Below are 16,036 nucleotides of genomic sequence, written 5' to 3'. Positions count from 1 at the left end.
AGGCACGCCAATTCAGAACCATAGCCGGTTCCTGGCAAGTTGCGCGGCGGTGTGGTCCTTACACGGCCGGTCGCGGATGGATCACCGCGCGCATGCGCTCCTCTTCTAGAAACTTCATGATGATCGGTGCCACGGCCTCCGCCCGGGTGATCAGGAACAGGTGGCCGTCATCGATGATGTGCAACTGTGCGTTGGGAATGCGCCAGGCCAGCATGCGCATGTTGATCAGCGGGATCAGTGGGTCGTCGTCCCCCGCCAGCACCAGGGTGGGTTGGCGGATCTTGTGCAGCCAGTGGATGCTGGTCCAGCCTAGCCCGGCGAATAGCTGCCAGTAATAACCGAGCTTGCCAGCCGAACGCACTTTGCTCGCGTGTTCGGCAGCCAGTTTTGAGTCGCGGCGGAACGACCCCCCGTAGATCATCGGTGCAATGCGCACCACATGGGACGGTTGAATGTAACGGCGCGGACTTGCCATCAGCCACAACACTTTCGGTTTGCCCGGCACCATCACCGCACCTGCCGCCGTGGCCGCCAGGATCAGCTTCTTGCAGCGTTCCGGGTAGTCGTAGGCAAACTGCTGCGCCAGCGCGCCGCCCCAGGACACGCCCACCGCGTTCACTTGGCCATAGTCCAGGTAATCGAGCATGCGTGCAGTGAGCTTGGCCAGACCGGGAAAGCGGTATGGCCGATTGGGCGTGGATGAACCGCCGACTCCGGGCACATCGAACGCGATCACTTCCAGGTCCGGGTCCAGCGCCTGGACGAACGGAAACACCAACTCAAGGTTGGCGCCGATGCCATTGAAGATCAGCAACGGCGTCAAGTGAGGCTTGCCCGGGCGCACCGCCGTGCGGATGGCCTGGCCATCCAGGTCGATGGTGCGGAAGATGAACGGTTGCGGCATGGGAAAGCCCTGTCAGGTGGTGCGTAAGTCTTATGGGCGATGCGATCCATGTGGGAGCTGGCTTGCCTGCGATGGCATTCTTTCCGCCAGCCCATCAACAACTGACCCGCCGCTATCGCAGGCAAGCCAGCTCCCACAGTGACTGCATTTCAACCAAACATCTGCTTAACGTTCATGTACATAAGTGCCCGGCGCAGCTTCCGCTGCTGCGTAGGTCTTATTGCCCAAACTTGTCGGCGCCTTCTTCAACTTACCCGCCCGTTCCGCTTGCCAGGCCTGCCAATGCAGCCACCACGAATCGGTGTGCTTGGTGGCATTCTCCTGCCAGTCCAGCGGTTTCGCCGTCAGGCTGTCGCTGGTCTGGTAACGCGCCTTGGGGTTGCCCGGCGGATTGAGGATGCTTTGGATATGTCCGCTGCTGGACAACACGAACTCCACCTTGCCACCAAACAACTGCGCCGACTTGTAGCACGACTGCCACGGTGTGATGTGGTCATTGGTGCCGGCCAGTGAGTAGATATCGGCGGTGACCTGCTTGAGGTCGATGGGCGTGCCGCACACTTCCAGGGCGTTGGCTCGCACCAACGGGTTGTTCTTGAACAGCTCGATCAGATCGCCGTGGAAGGCCGCCGGCAAACGTGTGGTGTCGTTGTTCCAGAACAGGATGTCGAACACCGGCGGTTCGTTACCCAGCAGGTAGTTATTGACCCAGTAGTTCCAGATCAGGTCATTGGGGCGCATCCAGGCGAACACCTTGGCCATGTCGCGGCCTTCCAGCACGCCGGCCTGGTAGGAATGGCGCTTGGCCGCTTCCAGGGTCTGTTCGTCGACGAACAGCGCTACTTGGGTGTCCAGCGTCGTGTCGAGCACGCTCACCAGCAGGGTCAGGGCGTTGACCTTCTTCTCCCCCAGCGCCGCGTAGTGGCCGAGCAGTGCGGTGCAGGTGATGCCGCCAGAACAGGCGCCGAGCATATTCACATCTTTGCTGCCGGTAATTGCCGTGACCACATCCACCGCTTCCTTGAGCGCCTCGATATAGGTCGACAGGCCCCACTCGCGCTGAGCCTTGGTCGGGTTGCGCCAGCTGACGATAAAAGTTTGCTGGTTATTGCGCAGGCAGAAGCGCGCCAGGCTCTTCTCCGGGCTCAGGTCGAATACATAGAATTTGTTGATCTGCGGCGGCACCACCAGCAGCGGGCGTTCGTGCACCTGTTCGGTGATAGGCTTGTACTGGATCAGCTCCAGCACATCGTTGCGAAACACCACCGCGCCTTCGGTCGTGCCCAGGGTCTTGCCCACTTCAAAGGCGCCCATGTTGACCTGGCTCGGCATACCGCCGTTGTGCACCATGTCCTTGGCCAGGTGGGACAAGCCATCGAGCAGGCTCTTGCCGCCGGTCTCGAAGAAGCGTTTGACCGCCGCCGGGTTGGCCGCGCTGTTGGTGGGGGCCATGGCTTCGGTCATCAGGTTGATCACGAAGTGGCCGCGGCTGATGTCGTGTTCCGACAGGTTGCTGTCGCCGATCCAGTCGTGCAGTTCCTTGCGCCACGCCAGGTAGGTTTGCAGATAGCGTTTGTAGAGCGGGTTCTGGCTCCAGGCCGGGTCCTGGAAACGACGGTCGTCGCTTTCGGGCGCCAGCGCTGATTTGCCGAACATCACGTTCTTCAACTCGACGCCAAAATGCGCGACGTGCTTGACGCTGTGCAGCGGTTGTTTGATGGCTTGGGTCAGCACCATCTTCGCCGAGGCGAGTAAATCCTTTTTACGTAACGCGATGATCGGGTTGAGCCCCAGGGTGTTTTCCGAGGCCTGGCGTTTCAAGTCATCGTTGTTCTTATTACTCATCTACGACGCTCCATTGTCCGAAAGACGAGTACCGGGGACCGCTGCGCACCCAGTTTCGATACACAACACAAGCCTGGTACTGCGACTCGGGTGACCGTTGATACCGCATCGTCAAATGCAGGGAACTTGCCAATTCCATTGGTTACCCGAGTTTAATTTTTTTCGCAAGCGGACCAGTCGTTGGTCACGCGACAGGGCATTCAAGCAGATGAAATTAGAAAATGCCCTCTAAAGAGCAAGAGGCCTGGGCTAGAGCATCAGCCGTACGACCGACTGATCCGGGTCGCGGGTTTTGCCGGCTGCTTTGAGTTCAGCCAGATAATCGGCCCACAACGCGTCCTGACGCACGGCCAGTTGGTAGAGGTAGTCCCAGGTGAACAGTCCGCTGTCATGGCCGTCGTCGAAGGTCAATTTCAGTGCGTACTGGCCGGCGGGTTCTACCTTGATCAACTTCACGTTGAGCTTGCCGAATTGCAGGATGGGTTTGCCATGCCCCTGGACCTCGGCGGAAGGCGAGTGGGTGCGCAGCAGTTCGGCGGGGAGTTGGTACGCCTCGTCGGGCCCGTAGGTGAGGCCGAGGGTGTTGGAGGTTTTGTGCAGGTTTACAGCCGTAGGGAATTTGGACATTGATAATGATCCTGAAGAAACCGGCTTCAAAATGTGGGAGGGGGCTTGCCCCCGATGGTGGTGTGTCAGTGTCAGGTGTGCTGACTGATACACCGCCATCGGGGGGCAAGCCCCCTCCCACATTGAGGCGAAGCGATTCTGTGTGAGGCTTACAGAATATAACGAGACAAGTCTTCGTTCTGCGCCAATTCGCCCAAGTGGCTGTTGACGTATTCAGCGTCGATCTTGATCACTTCGCCATTCTGCGCGCCAGCCAAATCGCCAGCACTGAAGGACACCTCCTCCAGCAGACGCTCCAGCAAGGTGTGCAAACGACGGGCTCCGATGTTCTCGGTCTTCTCGTTGACCTGCCAGGCGATCTCCGCCAGGCGCTTGATGCCGTCCGGCTGGAACTCGATGCCCAGGCCTTCGGTTTTCAGCAGCTCACGGTATTGCTCTGTGAGCGACGCGTGTGGCTCGCTGAGGATGCGTTCGAAGTCGCCTGGGGTCAGCGCCTTGAGTTCCACGCGGATCGGCAGGCGGCCTTGCAGCTCCGGCACCAGGTCGCTTGGCTTGCTCAGGTGGAACGCACCGGAGGCGATAAACAGGATGTGGTCGGTCTTGACCATGCCCAACTTGGTGTTCACGGTGCAGCCTTCGATCAGCGGTAGCAGGTCGCGCTGTACGCCTTCGCGGGATACATCGACGCCGCCGGAGTTGCCGCGCTTGGCCACCTTGTCGATTTCGTCGATAAACACGATGCCGTGCTGCTCGACCGCTTCCAGGGCCTTGGCCTTGAGTTCTTCCTCATTCACCAGGCGCCCGGCTTCTTCGTCGCGCACCAGTTTCAAGGCTTCCTTCACCTTGAGCTTGCGGCTTTTCTTCTTGCCCTTGCCCATGTTGGCGAACAGGTTCTGCAACTGGCTGGTCATTTCTTCCATGCCAGGCGGGGCGGAGATATCGACGCCGGAGACTTCAGCGACTTCGATCTCGATTTCCTTGTCGTCCAACTGGCCTTCACGCAGGCGCTTGCGGAACAGCTGGCGGGTGTTGGAGTCCGAAGCCGGCGCGGCGTCTTCGTTGAAACCCATGCGTGCCGGTGGCAGCAGGGCATCGAGGATACGTTCTTCGGCGGCGTCTTCGGCGCGGTGGCTGACCTTGGTCACTTCCTGTTCGCGCAGCATTTTCAGGGCGGCGTCGGCCAGGTCGCGGATGATCGACTCGACGTCGCGGCCCACGTAGCCCACTTCGGTGAACTTAGTGGCTTCGACCTTGATAAACGGTGCATTGGCCAGCTTGGCCAGGCGACGGGCGATTTCGGTTTTACCGACGCCGGTAGGACCGATCATCAGGATGTTCTTCGGCGTTACTTCAACGCGCAGTTCTTCGGGCAGTTGCATCCGGCGCCAGCGGTTACGCAGCGCAATGGCTACGGCGCGCTTGGCATCGTCCTGGCCGATGATATGGCGGTTGAGTTCATGGACGATTTCGCGGGGAGTCATGGACATAGTGTTTGGCGGCCTCAAGCGGAATAAGCCTACGGCTTACTCGGCGAGGTCCTGCTCCTCAATGGTCTGGTTGTGGTTGGTGAACACGCAGATATCACCGGCGATACCCAGGGCGGTCTCGACGATTTCGCGAGCCGACAGGTCGGTTTTCTTCAACAGTGCGCTGGCGGCCGCTTGGGCGTAGCCACCGCCGGAACCCATGGCGATCAGGCCATGCTCAGGCTCAACCACATCGCCGTTGCCGGTGATGATCAGGGAAGCGTCTTTGTTGGCGACGGCCAGCATGGCTTCCAGGCGGCTGAGGGAGCGGTCGGTGCGCCATTCTTTGGCGAGTTCAACCGCAGCGCGCACCAGGTGGCCCTGATGTTTCTCAAGTTGGCCTTCGAAGCGCTCGAAAAGGGTGAAGGCGTCGGCGGTAGCGCCGGCAAAGCCCGCGAGAACCTGGCCGTGGTACAGGCGGCGCACTTTCTTGGCGTTGCCTTTCATCACGGTATTACCCAGGGAAACCTGGCCGTCGCCGCCCATGACGACTTTGCCGTGGCGACGTACTGAAACGATGGTGGTCAAGGGGAGAGTCTCCACGCAGCGGGGCGAAAATGCCCTGATGGAAACTCATATGGGGGTGGCGGGGGGGATTTCAACCGTAGGGGGTTATGGCGGACGAGTGGTGTTCAATGGTCCGACACACACTTCAGAGCGCGGCAAGACCAAATGTGGGAGGGGGCTTGCCCCCGATGGCGGTGCATCAGTAACAGATGTACTGACTGACACACTGCATCGGGGGCAAGCCCCCTCCCACATTTGATCCAAGTTGGCTGAAGGTCAGCGACTCTGGCGTTGTTGTAACAACAGGTTGCTAAAGCCCGCACCAGCCAGTTGTTTCTGCGCCACAGTCAGCTGTTCTCGGTTGCTGAACGGCCCTACCAGCACGCGATACCAGGTCGCATCCTTCACCGTCCCTGACTCAACCGTCACCGACTGGCCCAGCAGAATGATCTGCGCTCGCACGCGATCCGCATCCGCCTGTTTCGGGAACGAGCCCGCTTGCAGGAAGAACTTGGTCACCGGCGCGGCCTTGGTTTCGGCAACCGGCGGCGCTGGCGGCGGCGTAATGCCGGCCAGCGCGGCCTGGGCACGTGCCGTGTCGATCTTCGCCGCTTCCGCCGGAGTGACTGGCGTGGTCGGCACCTGTGGCGTCGGCAGGGTTTTCTCCGGCACGGCGTCAGGCGGCACGATCACTTCCGATTCCGGCAGCAGCGTGTAGAAGTCGTACTTCGGCTTCACGGGCGCGGTTGGGCTCGGCGCCGTCTTGTTGGCTTCGGCCATTTTCGTGGCCTTCTGCTGTTCCTGCTTGACCCGTTTGACGTCATCGCCTTTGCCGGGATCCAGCTTCATCAGGAACACGATAAACGCGCCGACGGTGAGGCCGATCGCCATCCACAACCAGCCCGGGATTGGTTTCTTCGCCGGGGCCTGGTAGCGGCTGGCGCCGCGCTTGGGTGCAGGTTTTTTCTTGGCAGCCAACTTACATACGCTCCAGAGTTTCCAGGCCCAACAGCTCTAGGCCTTGCTTGAGGGTCCGTCCAGCCAGTGCAGCCAAGCGCAGGCGGCTTTGCTTCTGGGCTTCGTCGTCGGCGGTCAGGATCGGGCAGTTCTCGTAGAAGCTAGAGAACAGGCCGGCGACTTCGTACAGGTAGGTGCACAGGATGTGCGGCGTGCCTTTCTCGCCGACGCTGTTCAGCACTTCGCCGAACTGCGCCAATTTGGCGGCCAGTTCCTGTTCGTGCGGGGCGTCCAGCACGATCTGGCCTTCAACTTCGCTGAAGTCCTTGCCCAGCTTGCGGAACACGCCAGCCACACGGGTGTAGGCGTACAGCAGGTACGGCGCGGTGTTGCCTTCGAAGTTGAGCATCAGCTCGAAGTTGAAGCTGTAGTCGCTGGTGCGGTGCTTGGACAGGTCGGCGTATTTCACCGCACCAATGCCCACCACGCGAGCGATGTTGCGCAGGTCGGCCTCGGCCAGCTCCGGGTTCTTTTCCTTCACCAGGGTGTAGGCACGTTCCTGCGCTTCGGTGAGCAGGTCGATCAGCTTCACCGTGCCGCCGTCGCGGGTCTTGAACGGGCGGCCATCGGCGCCGTTCATGGTGCCGAAGCCCATGTGCTCCATGTGCATCGGGTGGGTGACGAAACCGGCGCGGCGCGCCACTTCGAACACCTGCTGGAAGTGCAGGGCCTGGCGCTGATCGACAAAATACAGGGCGCGATCAGCCTTGAGCACGCCGCTGCGGTACCGCACGGCGGCCAGGTCGGTGGTGGCGTAGAGGTAGCCGCCATCGGCCTTGACGATGATCACCGGCAGCGGCTCGCCATCGGCGGTCTTGAATTCTTCGAGGAACACGCACTGCGCGCCGTTGCTCTCCACCAGCAGGCCCTTGGCCTTGAGGTCGTTGACCACATTGATCAGGTCGTCGTTGTAAGCGCTTTCGCCCATCACGTCGGCCATGGTCAATTTGACGTTGAGCAGTTCGTAGATTTCCTGGCAGTGAGACAGGGAAATGTCACGGAAACGGTTCCACAGTGCCAGGCACTCGGCGTCACCGGCTTGTAGCTTGACCACCAGGCCACGGGCGCGGTCGGCGAATTCTTCGGATTCGTCGAAGCGCTTCTTGGCGGCGCGGTAGAAGTTTTCCAGGTCCGACAGCTCGTTGCTGGTGATCGGGTTTTCCTGCAGGTAGGCCATCAACATGCCGAACTGGGTACCCCAGTCACCCACGTGATTCTGACGGATCACGTCGTCGCCGAGGAACTCCAGGACCCGCGCCGCGCCGTCGCCAATGATGGTTGAGCGCAGGTGGCCGACGTGCATCTCTTTGGCCAGGTTCGGCGCCGATAGGTCGACGACCACGCGCTGCAGCGGGCCGGCCTTGCGCACGCCGATCTTGGCGTCGGCCAGGGCGGCATCCAGGCGCGAAGCCAGGGCCTGGGTGTTCTGGAAGAAGTTGATGAAGCCAGGGCCGGCGATTTCAGCCTTGGTGACGCTCTCGTCGGCAGGCAGCGCGGCGATGATTTTCTCTGCCAGGTCGCGTGGCTTCATGCCCGCGGGTTTGGACAGCATCATCGCGATGTTGCTGGCGAAGTCACCGTGGGTTTTGTCGCGGGTGTTTTCCACCTGGATCGCCGGCGTCAGGCCTTCAGGCAACACACCTTCGTTGACGAGTTGGGTGAGGGCTTGTTGGATCAGCTGGCGAATGGTGTCTTTCATGGTGTTCTCTTTCGACCGCAAGCGGTGGCGCGCGATGCGCAGGTGGAAAAACTGGGCATTATCCGTGGCGAGGGCGGGCTTGCCAACCTTCGCGGGACCTATGGCCAGGCTTAATACAAATCTACCGGGTCTACATCCAGCGACCATCGCACTTGGCGACCGCTGGGCATTTGCTCCAGGGCAAGCAACCAGCTACTTAATAGCCGATGCAGCGGTGCGCGCGAGGTTGCCTGCAAGAGTAGCTGAGCACGATAACGCCCGGCGCGGCGCTCCATGGGGGCGGGCACCGGGCCGAGCAATTCGATGCCGTTCAGGCCCAGTTCGCCGAGTAAACGTTCGGCGGCGCTGCATGCCTCATCCAGGAAACCTTCGGCCTGCCCCGGTTTATGGGCTTCGGCGCGCAACAGGGCCAAATGGGAAAAAGGCGGCAGGCCCGCGGCGCGACGTTCGCTCAGCGCCTGCTCGGCGAAGGCGAAGTAGCCTTGTTCGGTCAGCTGGATCAGCAGCGGATGGTCGGCCAAGTGGGTCTGGATGATCACCCGGCCCGGCTCTTCGGCACGCCCTGCGCGGCCAGCGACCTGCACGATCAACTGCGCCATGCGCTCGCTGGCGCGGAAATCCCCGGAGAACAGCCCGCCGTCGGCATCCAGGATCGACACCAGGGTCACCCGTGGGAAATGGTGTCCTTTGGCAAGCATCTGCGTGCCGATCAGAATGCACGGGTGGCCTTTCTGGATGGTGGCGAACAGCTGGTTCATCGCGTCTTTGCGCGAGGTGCTGTCGCGGTCGACTCGCAGCACCGGGTAATCCGGGAACAGAATACCCAGACGCTCTTCGGCCCGTTCGGTGCCAGCGCCCACCGGTCGCAGGTCGACTTTGCCGCACTGCGGGCAGTGGCGCGGTACACGTTCTACATGGCCACAGTGATGGCAGCGCAGCTCGCCGTAGCGCTGGTGCACGGTCATGCGTGCATCGCAACGCTCGCACTCGGACATCCAGCCGCAGTCATGGCACAGCAGTGTCGGTGCAAAGCCGCGGCGGTTGAGAAACACCAAGACCTGTTGGCCAGCGGCGAGGGTCTGGCCGATGGCTTGTTGCATCGGCCCGGAAATACCGCTGTCCAATGGACGGCTTTTGACGTCCAAACGCAGGAATTTTGGCTGTTTGGCGCCGCCCGCACGCTCGTTGAGGCGTAGGAGGCCATAACGCCCCGTGTAGGCATTGTGCAAGCTCTCGAGTGATGGCGTGGCCGAGCCCAGCACAATCGGAATGTCTTCCTGGCGCGCACGCACCAGTGCCAGGTCGCGGGCGTGGTAACGCAAGCCTTCCTGCTGTTTATAGGAGCCGTCGTGCTCCTCGTCGATGATGATCAGCCCGGGATTCTTCATCGGGGTGAACAGCGCCGAGCGGGTGCCGATAATAATGTCGGCCTCGCCATCCCGTGCGGCCAGCCAGGATTCCAGGCGCTCACGGTCGTTGACGGCGGAGTGCACCAGGGCGATGCGCGCATTGAAGCGCTGTTCGAAGCGCGCCAGGGTCTGCGGGCCCAGATTGATCTCGGGGATCAGTACCAGCGCCTGTTTGCCGGCTTGCAGGGTCTCGCGGATCAACTGCAGATAGACTTCGGTCTTGCCGCTGCCAGTGACGCCAGCCAGCAGGAACGCATGGAAACTGTCGAAGCCTGCACGAATCGCTTCATAAGCAGCGCGTTGCTCGGGGTTCAGCGGCAATTCCGGTTGGGCCAGCCAGTGTTCGTGGCGGGCATCGGGGGCGTGCTTGCGGATTTCCACCTGCACCAGGCCCTTGGCGAGCAACAGGTCGAGGCTGTCTTTGCTCAGCATCAGCTTGCTTAATAGCTGATGCGCCACGCCATGGGGATGCTGGGCCAGTGTCGCCAGGGCTTCACGCTGGCGCGGGGCGCGGGCGATACGCGGGTCGTCGAGACGCGCGCCGGGTGTCATCGACCAGAAACGTTCCTGGCGCGCTTCAGCCAGTTCGCCCTGGCGCAACAGCACCGGCAGCGCCCAGCTCAACGTATCGCCAAGGCTGTGCTGATAGTACTGGGCGGTCCACAGGCACAGTTTGAACAACGCCGGCGGCAGTGGCGGGGTGGCGTCAAGCATGGCCAGCGCGGGCTTGAGTTTTTCCGCAGGCACTTCGCTGTGATCCGCGACCTCTACCAATATGCCGATCATTTCCCGCCGACCAAACGGCACGCGCACGCGCATACCCGGCTGCAACTGTTCCCGCAGCACACCGGCCGGGGCCCGGTAATCGAACAGGCGGCGCAGGGGCGAGGGCAGGGCTAGGCGCAAAATGGCGTCGGGCACGCGGGGGGTCTCATATAAAGGCAGGCGGTGGCGCAGGGGCGGGAGCCTAGCAGACAGGGGAGGGCTTGGGTATGCCACGGTTTTCTGATGAAAGGCGGTTTTCAGCCTGATACGCGGCTTGCGCGATTAAAAAGGTCTGGTAGAATCCGCGGCCTAATTACGTGCGGTATTCGACAATAGTGTCGAGTGGCGGCACGCTAGCCCGAGGAAGTGCCATGAAAGCCGATATCCATCCAGCATACGAAGTCATCGACGTAACTTGCAGCTGCGGCAACAAGTTCCAGACCCGTTCGAACCTGTGCAAGCCACTGGGTACTGACGTATGCAACGAGTGCCACCCGTTCTACACCGGTAAGCAGAAAACTCTGGACACCGGCGGCCGTGTACAGCGCTTCGCAGATCGCTTTGGTGCTTTCGGCAAGAAGCCTGCTGCTACTCCAGCAGAGTAAGGCTCAAAAGCCTTATGGGCTTTTGCCAGCTGTTGAAAAAGGCGTCCCTTGTGGGCGCCTTTTTTGTGCCTGGGATTTGGCTCTCAGTCGCGCAGGCCCAGGTGTTCTGTCCCTCGCCGGACTCTCTGGTCCACGTGGAGGTGCAGCGCGTGGTGGATGGCGACACGGTGCGCCTCAAGGACGGCCGCAGTGTGCGGATGATCGGCCTCAATGCCCCGGAAACCGGTAAGAAGGGCCGTCCCGACGAGCCTTACGCGGTTGCCGCCCGCCAGCGTTTACAGACATTGGTCGACGCGAGCGACGGCCGCGTCGGCTTGGTGCCTGGGCGCGAGAGCAAGGACCACTACGGCCGCACGTTGGCCCACCTCTACGGCGCAGACGGCGAGAACCTTGAGGCGCAATTGCTGGCTGACGGCCTGGGATTTCAGATTGGAGTTGCGCCCAATACCGATCTTGTCGCCTGTCAGCAGGCCGCTGAAAACAGCGCACGTGATGCGCGGTTGGGCCTTTGGCGGCAATCGCCGGTACAAAACGTGGCGCAGCTCAAGCAGTCTGGCTTTGCTTTGGTCAGTGGCCAGGTGAGCAAGATCGAACGCAATCGCGGCGGAATCTGGATCGAAGTTCAGGGGGCAGTGGTATTACGCATTGCGCCCGACCTCGTCAAACAATTCGACACCGCTGTGCTCAGTGGTCTGCAAGGCAAGACAATCGAGGCCCGTGGCTGGGTGCAGGATCGCGCCAAGCGCGGCGGCCTGAAAAACGGCCAGGCACGCTGGATGCTGTCATTGACCGACCCCGGCATGCTCAAATCGACGGATTAGGAAAAAATTGTAGACATTTTTTTAATCGATTGTGAACAGTTGAGCCCTTGTATCCCGCGGCTCTTGGCCGAAAGTCGTAGCGCAGGGCCCTTGACACCTGTGACTGCCCAGTCTTGTAGGGACTTTGCGACACGCGTATCCTCGGCGGTCCGTCGACCAACAGTAAAAGCGGAATGCCGATATGTCTGATTTGAAAACTGCCGCTCTCGAATATCATGCCCATCCTCGTCCAGGAAAGCTGAGTGTAGAGCTCACCAAAGCCACTGCCACCGCTCGCGACCTGTCGCTGGCCTACAGCCCTGGTGTTGCCGAGCCCGTACGTGAAATCGCCCGCGACCCTGAACTGGCGTACAAGTACACCGGCAAAGGCAACCTGGTTGCAGTGATTTCCGATGGCACCGCGATTCTGGGCCTGGGCAACCTCGGCCCATTGGCTTCCAAGCCAGTCATGGAAGGTAAAGGCGTGCTGTTCAAGCGCTTTGCCGGCATCGACGTTTTCGACATCGAAGTCGATTCCGAAAGCCCGCAGGCTTTCATCGACACGGTCAAGCGCATTTCCATCACCTTCGGTGGCATCAACCTGGAAGACATCAAGGCGCCTGAGTGCTTCGAGATCGAAAAGGCCCTGATCGAACAGTGCGACATTCCGGTATTCCACGATGACCAGCACGGCACCGCGATCGTTACTGCGGCCGGCATGATCAACGCCTTGGAAATCGCTGGCAAAACTCTGGCTGACGCACAGATCGTCTGCCTGGGCGCTGGCGCTGCGGCCATCTCCTGCATGAAGTTGCTGGTGAGCATGGGCGCCAAGCTGGAAAACATCTTCATGGTCGACAGCAAAGGCGTGGTCCAGTCCGAGCGTACTGACTTGAACCAATACAAGGCGATGTTTGCCCACGCGACCGACAAGCGCACCCTGGCTGACGCCCTCGACGGTGCAGACGTGTTCGTCGGCCTGTCCGGCCCGAACCTGCTGAGCGCTGAAGGCCTCAAATCCATGGCGGCCAACCCGATCGTGTTCGCCTGCTCCAACCCTGATCCAGAAATCTCTCCGGAACTGGCTCACGCCACCCGTAGCGACGTGATCATGGCGACCGGCCGTTCGGACTACCCGAACCAGGTCAACAACGTACTGGGCTTCCCGTTCATCTTCCGTGGTGCCCTGGACGTTCGCGCCAAGCGCATCAACGAAGAGATGAAAGTGGCTGCCGCCAACGCCCTGCGTGAACTGGCCAAGCTGCCGGTCCCTCAGGAAGTGTGCGACGCCTACGGCGGTATCAAGCTGGAATTCGGTCGTGAGTACATCATTCCGAAACCAATGGACAAGCGCCTGATCACCCTGATCTCCGATGCCGTGGCCAAAGCCGCTATCGAGACCGGCGTTGCTACCCTGCCGTATCCGAAGCACTACCCGCTGCAAAGCGTGGATGATGTGTTCAACGGCTAAGCCGTTGTAGCGCACCCACAAAAAAGCCCCGGCTCTCGCGAGTCGGGGCTTTTTTGTGGCGGATCTCTTTGTGCAGGGCAGGCTTGCTGTGGTGAGCAGGCCTTTGTGCTGAGTGGGCTTGTTGTGGTGAGCGGGCTTGCCCCGCGCTGGGCTGCGAAGCAGCCCTAAAACCTGCCAACGCGTTTTAACTGGATGAATGCGATACCTGCATTAGGTCCGCTTCGCGCCCCAGCGCGGGGCAAGCCCGCTCACCACAAAAGCCCGTTCACCACGATAAGCCCTGGTTCCAACCTCAGAACAGATCGATCGGCGCCGCTTCATCCGCCGGCAGCGGGCTGCCCGGCGCAACACCATTGCCCAGCTCGTTGACCGACGGCGGCGTGTCTTCGCTCTTGAACAGTTCGAAGTACGCATTCGGCGTGCTTGGCGAGGCTGCGCGGCCACTCACCGGGTCGATACGCAAGCTAAGGATGCCTTCAGGCTCCGGCTGGGTGTGCGGCGGCTTGTCCTTCAGTGCCGCGCCCATGTAGCTCATCCAGATCGGCAGCGCGACAGTGCCACCAAACTCGCGGCGACCCAGGCTTTCCGGCTGGTCATAGCCGGTCCACACGGTGGTCACGTAATCGGCGTTGTAGCCGGAGAACCAGGCATCCTTGGATTCGTTGGTGGTACCGGTCTTGCCCGCAATATCCGGACGGCCCAGGGCCAGGGCGCGGCGGCCGGTGCCCTTCTTGATCACGTCTTCCAGGATGCTGTTGAGGATGTAGGTGGTACGGCCATCCACGATGCGCTCGGCCACGGCGGGCGCCTGCGGTTCGGTTGCGGCAGCGTTGCCGGCAGGTGCGGCGCCTGGAGTCGGCTCAATGGTGATGCCGCCATTGCTCGGAGCCGCCAGTCCATCCGTCGCCGCCACGCCGTTGACCACATCACCCGGCACTCGCGGCGGGTTGGCGGTGAACAGGGTGTCGCCGTTACGGCTTTCAATCTTGTCGATCAGGTACGGCGCGATCTTGTAGCCGCCGTTGGCAAAGGTGCTCCAGCCGGTGGCGATTTCCATCGGTGTGAGGGTCGCGGTGCCCAGGGCCAGGGACAGGTTTGGCGGCAGGTCCGACTTGTTGAAGCCAAAGCGAGTCATGTAGTCGATGGTCTTGCCGACGCCCATGGCCTGCAGCAAGCGGATCGATACCAGGTTACGCGACTTGTACAGCGCCTCGCGGATACGGATCGGGCCGAGGAAGGTGTTGGTGTCGTTCTTCGGGCGCCACACCTTGTCCAGGTACTCGTCGACAAACACGATCGGCGCATCGTTGACCAGGCTGGCGGCGGTGTAGCCGTTATCCAAGGCAGCGCTGTAGATGAACGGCTTGAAGCTCGAACCCGGCTGGCGCTTGGCCTGGGTGGCGCGGTTGTAATTGCTCTGCTCAAAGGCGAAGCCGCCGACCAGCGCGCGGATCGCACCGTTCTGCGGGTCCAGGGACACCAGGGCGCCTTGGGCCAGCGGCACTTGGCTGAACTTGAGGCTGTCGTCCTTCTGGCGTTGCACGCGGATCAAATCACCCACCTGGGCCACGTCAGACGGCTGCTTGGGCAGCGCGCCCATGCTGTTGGTGTTCAGGAACGGGCGTGCCCATTTCATGCTGTCCCATGCCACATGGGCTTCGCCGGTGCGGGTCAGCACCTGCACGCCATCTTTCTTCACCTGGGTGACGATGGCCGGCTCAAGGCCACTGATTGCGCGTTGCTTGCCCAGCTCGGTGGCCCAGGCGCTCAGGGTCTTGCCCGGCAGGCGCGACTCAGGGCCGCGGTAGCCGTGGCGCTGGTCGTAGGTGATCAGGCCGGAGTGCACCGAGTCATTGGCGATTTCCTGCAGGTTGCTCGGCACCGTGGTGGTCACCCGGAAACCTTCGGTATAGGCCTCGCTGCCATAGCGGCCGACCATCTCGGCGCGCGCCATTTCGGCGATATAAGGCGCGTTCACCTCCGGCGTCGGCACGTGGTAGCTGGCGTTCAGCGGTTCGGCGATGGCGCTTTCGTAAGCAGCCTGGTCGATCTTGCCCAGCTTGTACATGCGGCCCAGGATCCAGTCGCGACGTTCTTTGCTGCGCGCCGGGTTGGCCAGTGGGTTGAAGCGTGAAGGGGCTTTGGGCAGGCCGGCAATCATGGCCATCTGCGCCAGGCTGGCGTCACGGATGGACTTGCCGTAGTAGACCTGGGACGCCGCCTCGATCCCGTAGGCACGGTTGCCCAGGTAGATCTTGTTGACGTACAGCTCAAGGATCTCGTCCTTGGTCAGCTGGCGTTCGATCTGCAGCGCCAGGAGGATCTCGGTGGCTTTACGCGAAAAGCTGCGCTCACTGGTGAGGAAGAAGTTCTTCGCCACCTGCATGGTGATGGTGCTGCCGCCGGACTGAATGTGTCCGCTTTTTACCAGTTGTGTCGCCGCACGCACCAGGCTGCTGGGGTCGACGCCATAGTGGTTGGCAAAATTATCGTCTTCGGCCGACAGCAGGGCGCTGATGAAATTGGGCGGAATATCGGCAAAACGGATCGGTGTGCGGCGCATTTCGCCGAACTCCGCGATCAGTTTTTCATCGCTGCTGTAGACCCGCAAAGGAATCTGCAACTGGATACTTCTGAGGGCCTCTACGGAGGGCAAACCCGGACTAAGGTAGAGGTAGGCCCCGCTGAGCACGAGCAGCAGCCCGCAAACGATGGCGACAATGGAGTACCCGAAAAACTTCAGCAGACGAATCAAGGCTTTTGGATTTCCAGAGAAAAGAATGAGTTAGGCGTCGGGGCATGCATGGCAAACGATGGATCGACCCGAGCAGCAGATAAAAAGCGGAAAAAAACGCTGGGCA

The 16,036-nt window shown here is 61.2% G+C and carries 12 protein-coding genes; 3 read left to right on the top strand and 9 right to left on the bottom strand.

Features of this window, described 5'->3' with window-relative positions; translation table 11 throughout:
* Nucleotides 1–58: 58 nt before the first annotated feature.
* The 8 genes from phaZ to EJ576_RS04935 form a co-directional block, all read right to left on the bottom strand.
* Entirely contained in the window at nt 59–904 is an 846-nt protein-coding gene (gene phaZ, locus EJ576_RS04970) for a poly(3-hydroxyalkanoate) depolymerase (RefSeq protein ID WP_049710417.1), read from the bottom strand.
* A 165-nt stretch (nt 905–1,069) separates the two neighbouring features.
* The gene (gene phaC / locus EJ576_RS04965; RefSeq protein WP_126569679.1) at nt 1,070–2,749 is read right to left on the bottom strand and encodes a class II poly(R)-hydroxyalkanoic acid synthase; all 1,680 of its coding nucleotides are present in this window, start codon (nt 2,747–2,749) and stop codon (nt 1,070–1,072) included.
* A 249-nt stretch (nt 2,750–2,998) separates the two neighbouring features.
* A complete protein-coding gene (locus EJ576_RS04960) occupies nt 2,999–3,376 on the bottom strand; it encodes a gamma-butyrobetaine hydroxylase-like domain-containing protein (protein WP_126569678.1) in 378 nt (125 codons plus the stop codon).
* A 149-nt stretch (nt 3,377–3,525) separates the two neighbouring features.
* Complete coding sequence (hslU, locus tag EJ576_RS04955; protein ID WP_123475213.1) at nt 3,526–4,863, bottom strand: ATP-dependent protease ATPase subunit HslU; 1,338 nt, start codon at nt 4,861–4,863, stop codon at nt 3,526–3,528.
* Nucleotides 4,864–4,899: 36 nt separating this feature from the next.
* Nucleotides 4,900–5,430, bottom strand: a complete 531-nt coding sequence (gene hslV, locus EJ576_RS04950) for an ATP-dependent protease subunit HslV (RefSeq protein ID WP_003171209.1) — start codon at nt 5,428–5,430, stop codon at nt 4,900–4,902.
* 255 nt (nt 5,431–5,685) lie between these two features.
* Nucleotides 5,686–6,387, bottom strand: a complete 702-nt coding sequence (locus EJ576_RS04945) for an SPOR domain-containing protein (protein ID WP_025858692.1) — start codon at nt 6,385–6,387, stop codon at nt 5,686–5,688.
* A gap of 1 nt (nt 6,388) precedes the next feature.
* Entirely contained in the window at nt 6,389–8,125 is a 1,737-nt protein-coding gene (gene argS, locus EJ576_RS04940; protein WP_122730461.1) for an arginine--tRNA ligase, read from the bottom strand.
* Between the two features lie 110 nt (nt 8,126–8,235).
* On the bottom strand, nt 8,236–10,455 hold the full coding sequence (locus EJ576_RS04935; RefSeq protein ID WP_122730464.1) for a primosomal protein N': 2,220 nt from the start codon (nt 10,453–10,455) through the stop codon (nt 8,236–8,238).
* 215 nt (nt 10,456–10,670) lie between these two features.
* Between EJ576_RS04935 and rpmE the strand changes: the two genes are divergently transcribed.
* The 3 genes from rpmE to EJ576_RS04920 all read left to right on the top strand — a co-directional run bounded on the left by rpmE (nt 10,671) and on the right by EJ576_RS04920 (nt 13,175).
* Nucleotides 10,671–10,904, top strand: coding sequence for a 50S ribosomal protein L31 (gene rpmE / locus EJ576_RS04930; protein ID WP_122730465.1), 234 nt, complete (start codon nt 10,671–10,673; stop codon nt 10,902–10,904).
* Between the two features lie 14 nt (nt 10,905–10,918).
* Nucleotides 10,919–11,725 carry a thermonuclease family protein gene (locus tag EJ576_RS04925; RefSeq protein ID WP_126569677.1) on the top strand — a complete coding sequence of 269 codons (807 nt, stop codon included), beginning with the start codon at nt 10,919–10,921 and terminating at the stop codon, nt 11,723–11,725.
* A gap of 181 nt (nt 11,726–11,906) precedes the next feature.
* A complete protein-coding gene (locus tag EJ576_RS04920; RefSeq protein WP_016979185.1) occupies nt 11,907–13,175 on the top strand; it encodes a malic enzyme-like NAD(P)-binding protein in 1,269 nt (422 codons plus the stop codon).
* A 292-nt stretch (nt 13,176–13,467) separates the two neighbouring features.
* Here the strand turns inward: EJ576_RS04920 and EJ576_RS04915 are convergent, their stop codons facing one another.
* Nucleotides 13,468–15,927, bottom strand: a complete 2,460-nt coding sequence (locus EJ576_RS04915; RefSeq protein ID WP_371923932.1) for a penicillin-binding protein 1A — start codon at nt 15,925–15,927, stop codon at nt 13,468–13,470.
* Nucleotides 15,928–16,036: the final 109 nt, after the last annotated feature.

This window comes from Pseudomonas sp. C 49-2 (genome assembly GCF_003970195.1).
In the GTDB taxonomy this organism is placed as follows: Bacteria; Pseudomonadota; Gammaproteobacteria; order Pseudomonadales; family Pseudomonadaceae; genus Aquipseudomonas; species Aquipseudomonas canadensis.
This window is presented reverse-complemented; position numbering and strand designations above follow the sequence as displayed.

Bases quoted from the DNA above. Each gene is read 5' to 3' on its own strand.
- phaZ (WP_049710417.1), bottom strand. From the start codon at position 904: ATGCCGCAACCGTTCATCTTCCGCACCATCGACCTGGATGGCCAGGCC.
- phaC (WP_126569679.1), bottom strand. From the start codon at position 2,749: ATGAGTAATAAGAACAACGATGACTTGAAACGCCAGGCCTCGGAAAAC.
- EJ576_RS04960 (WP_126569678.1), bottom strand. From the start codon at position 3,376: ATGTCCAAATTCCCTACGGCTGTAAACCTGCACAAAACCTCCAACACC.
- hslU (WP_123475213.1), bottom strand. From the start codon at position 4,863: ATGTCCATGACTCCCCGCGAAATCGTCCATGAACTCAACCGCCATATC.
- argS (WP_122730461.1), bottom strand. From the start codon at position 8,125: ATGAAAGACACCATTCGCCAGCTGATCCAACAAGCCCTCACCCAACTC.
- rpmE (WP_122730465.1), top strand. From the start codon at position 10,671: ATGAAAGCCGATATCCATCCAGCATACGAAGTCATCGACGTAACTTGC.
- EJ576_RS04925 (WP_126569677.1), top strand. From the start codon at position 10,919: ATGGGCTTTTGCCAGCTGTTGAAAAAGGCGTCCCTTGTGGGCGCCTTT.
- EJ576_RS04920 (WP_016979185.1), top strand. From the start codon at position 11,907: ATGTCTGATTTGAAAACTGCCGCTCTCGAATATCATGCCCATCCTCGT.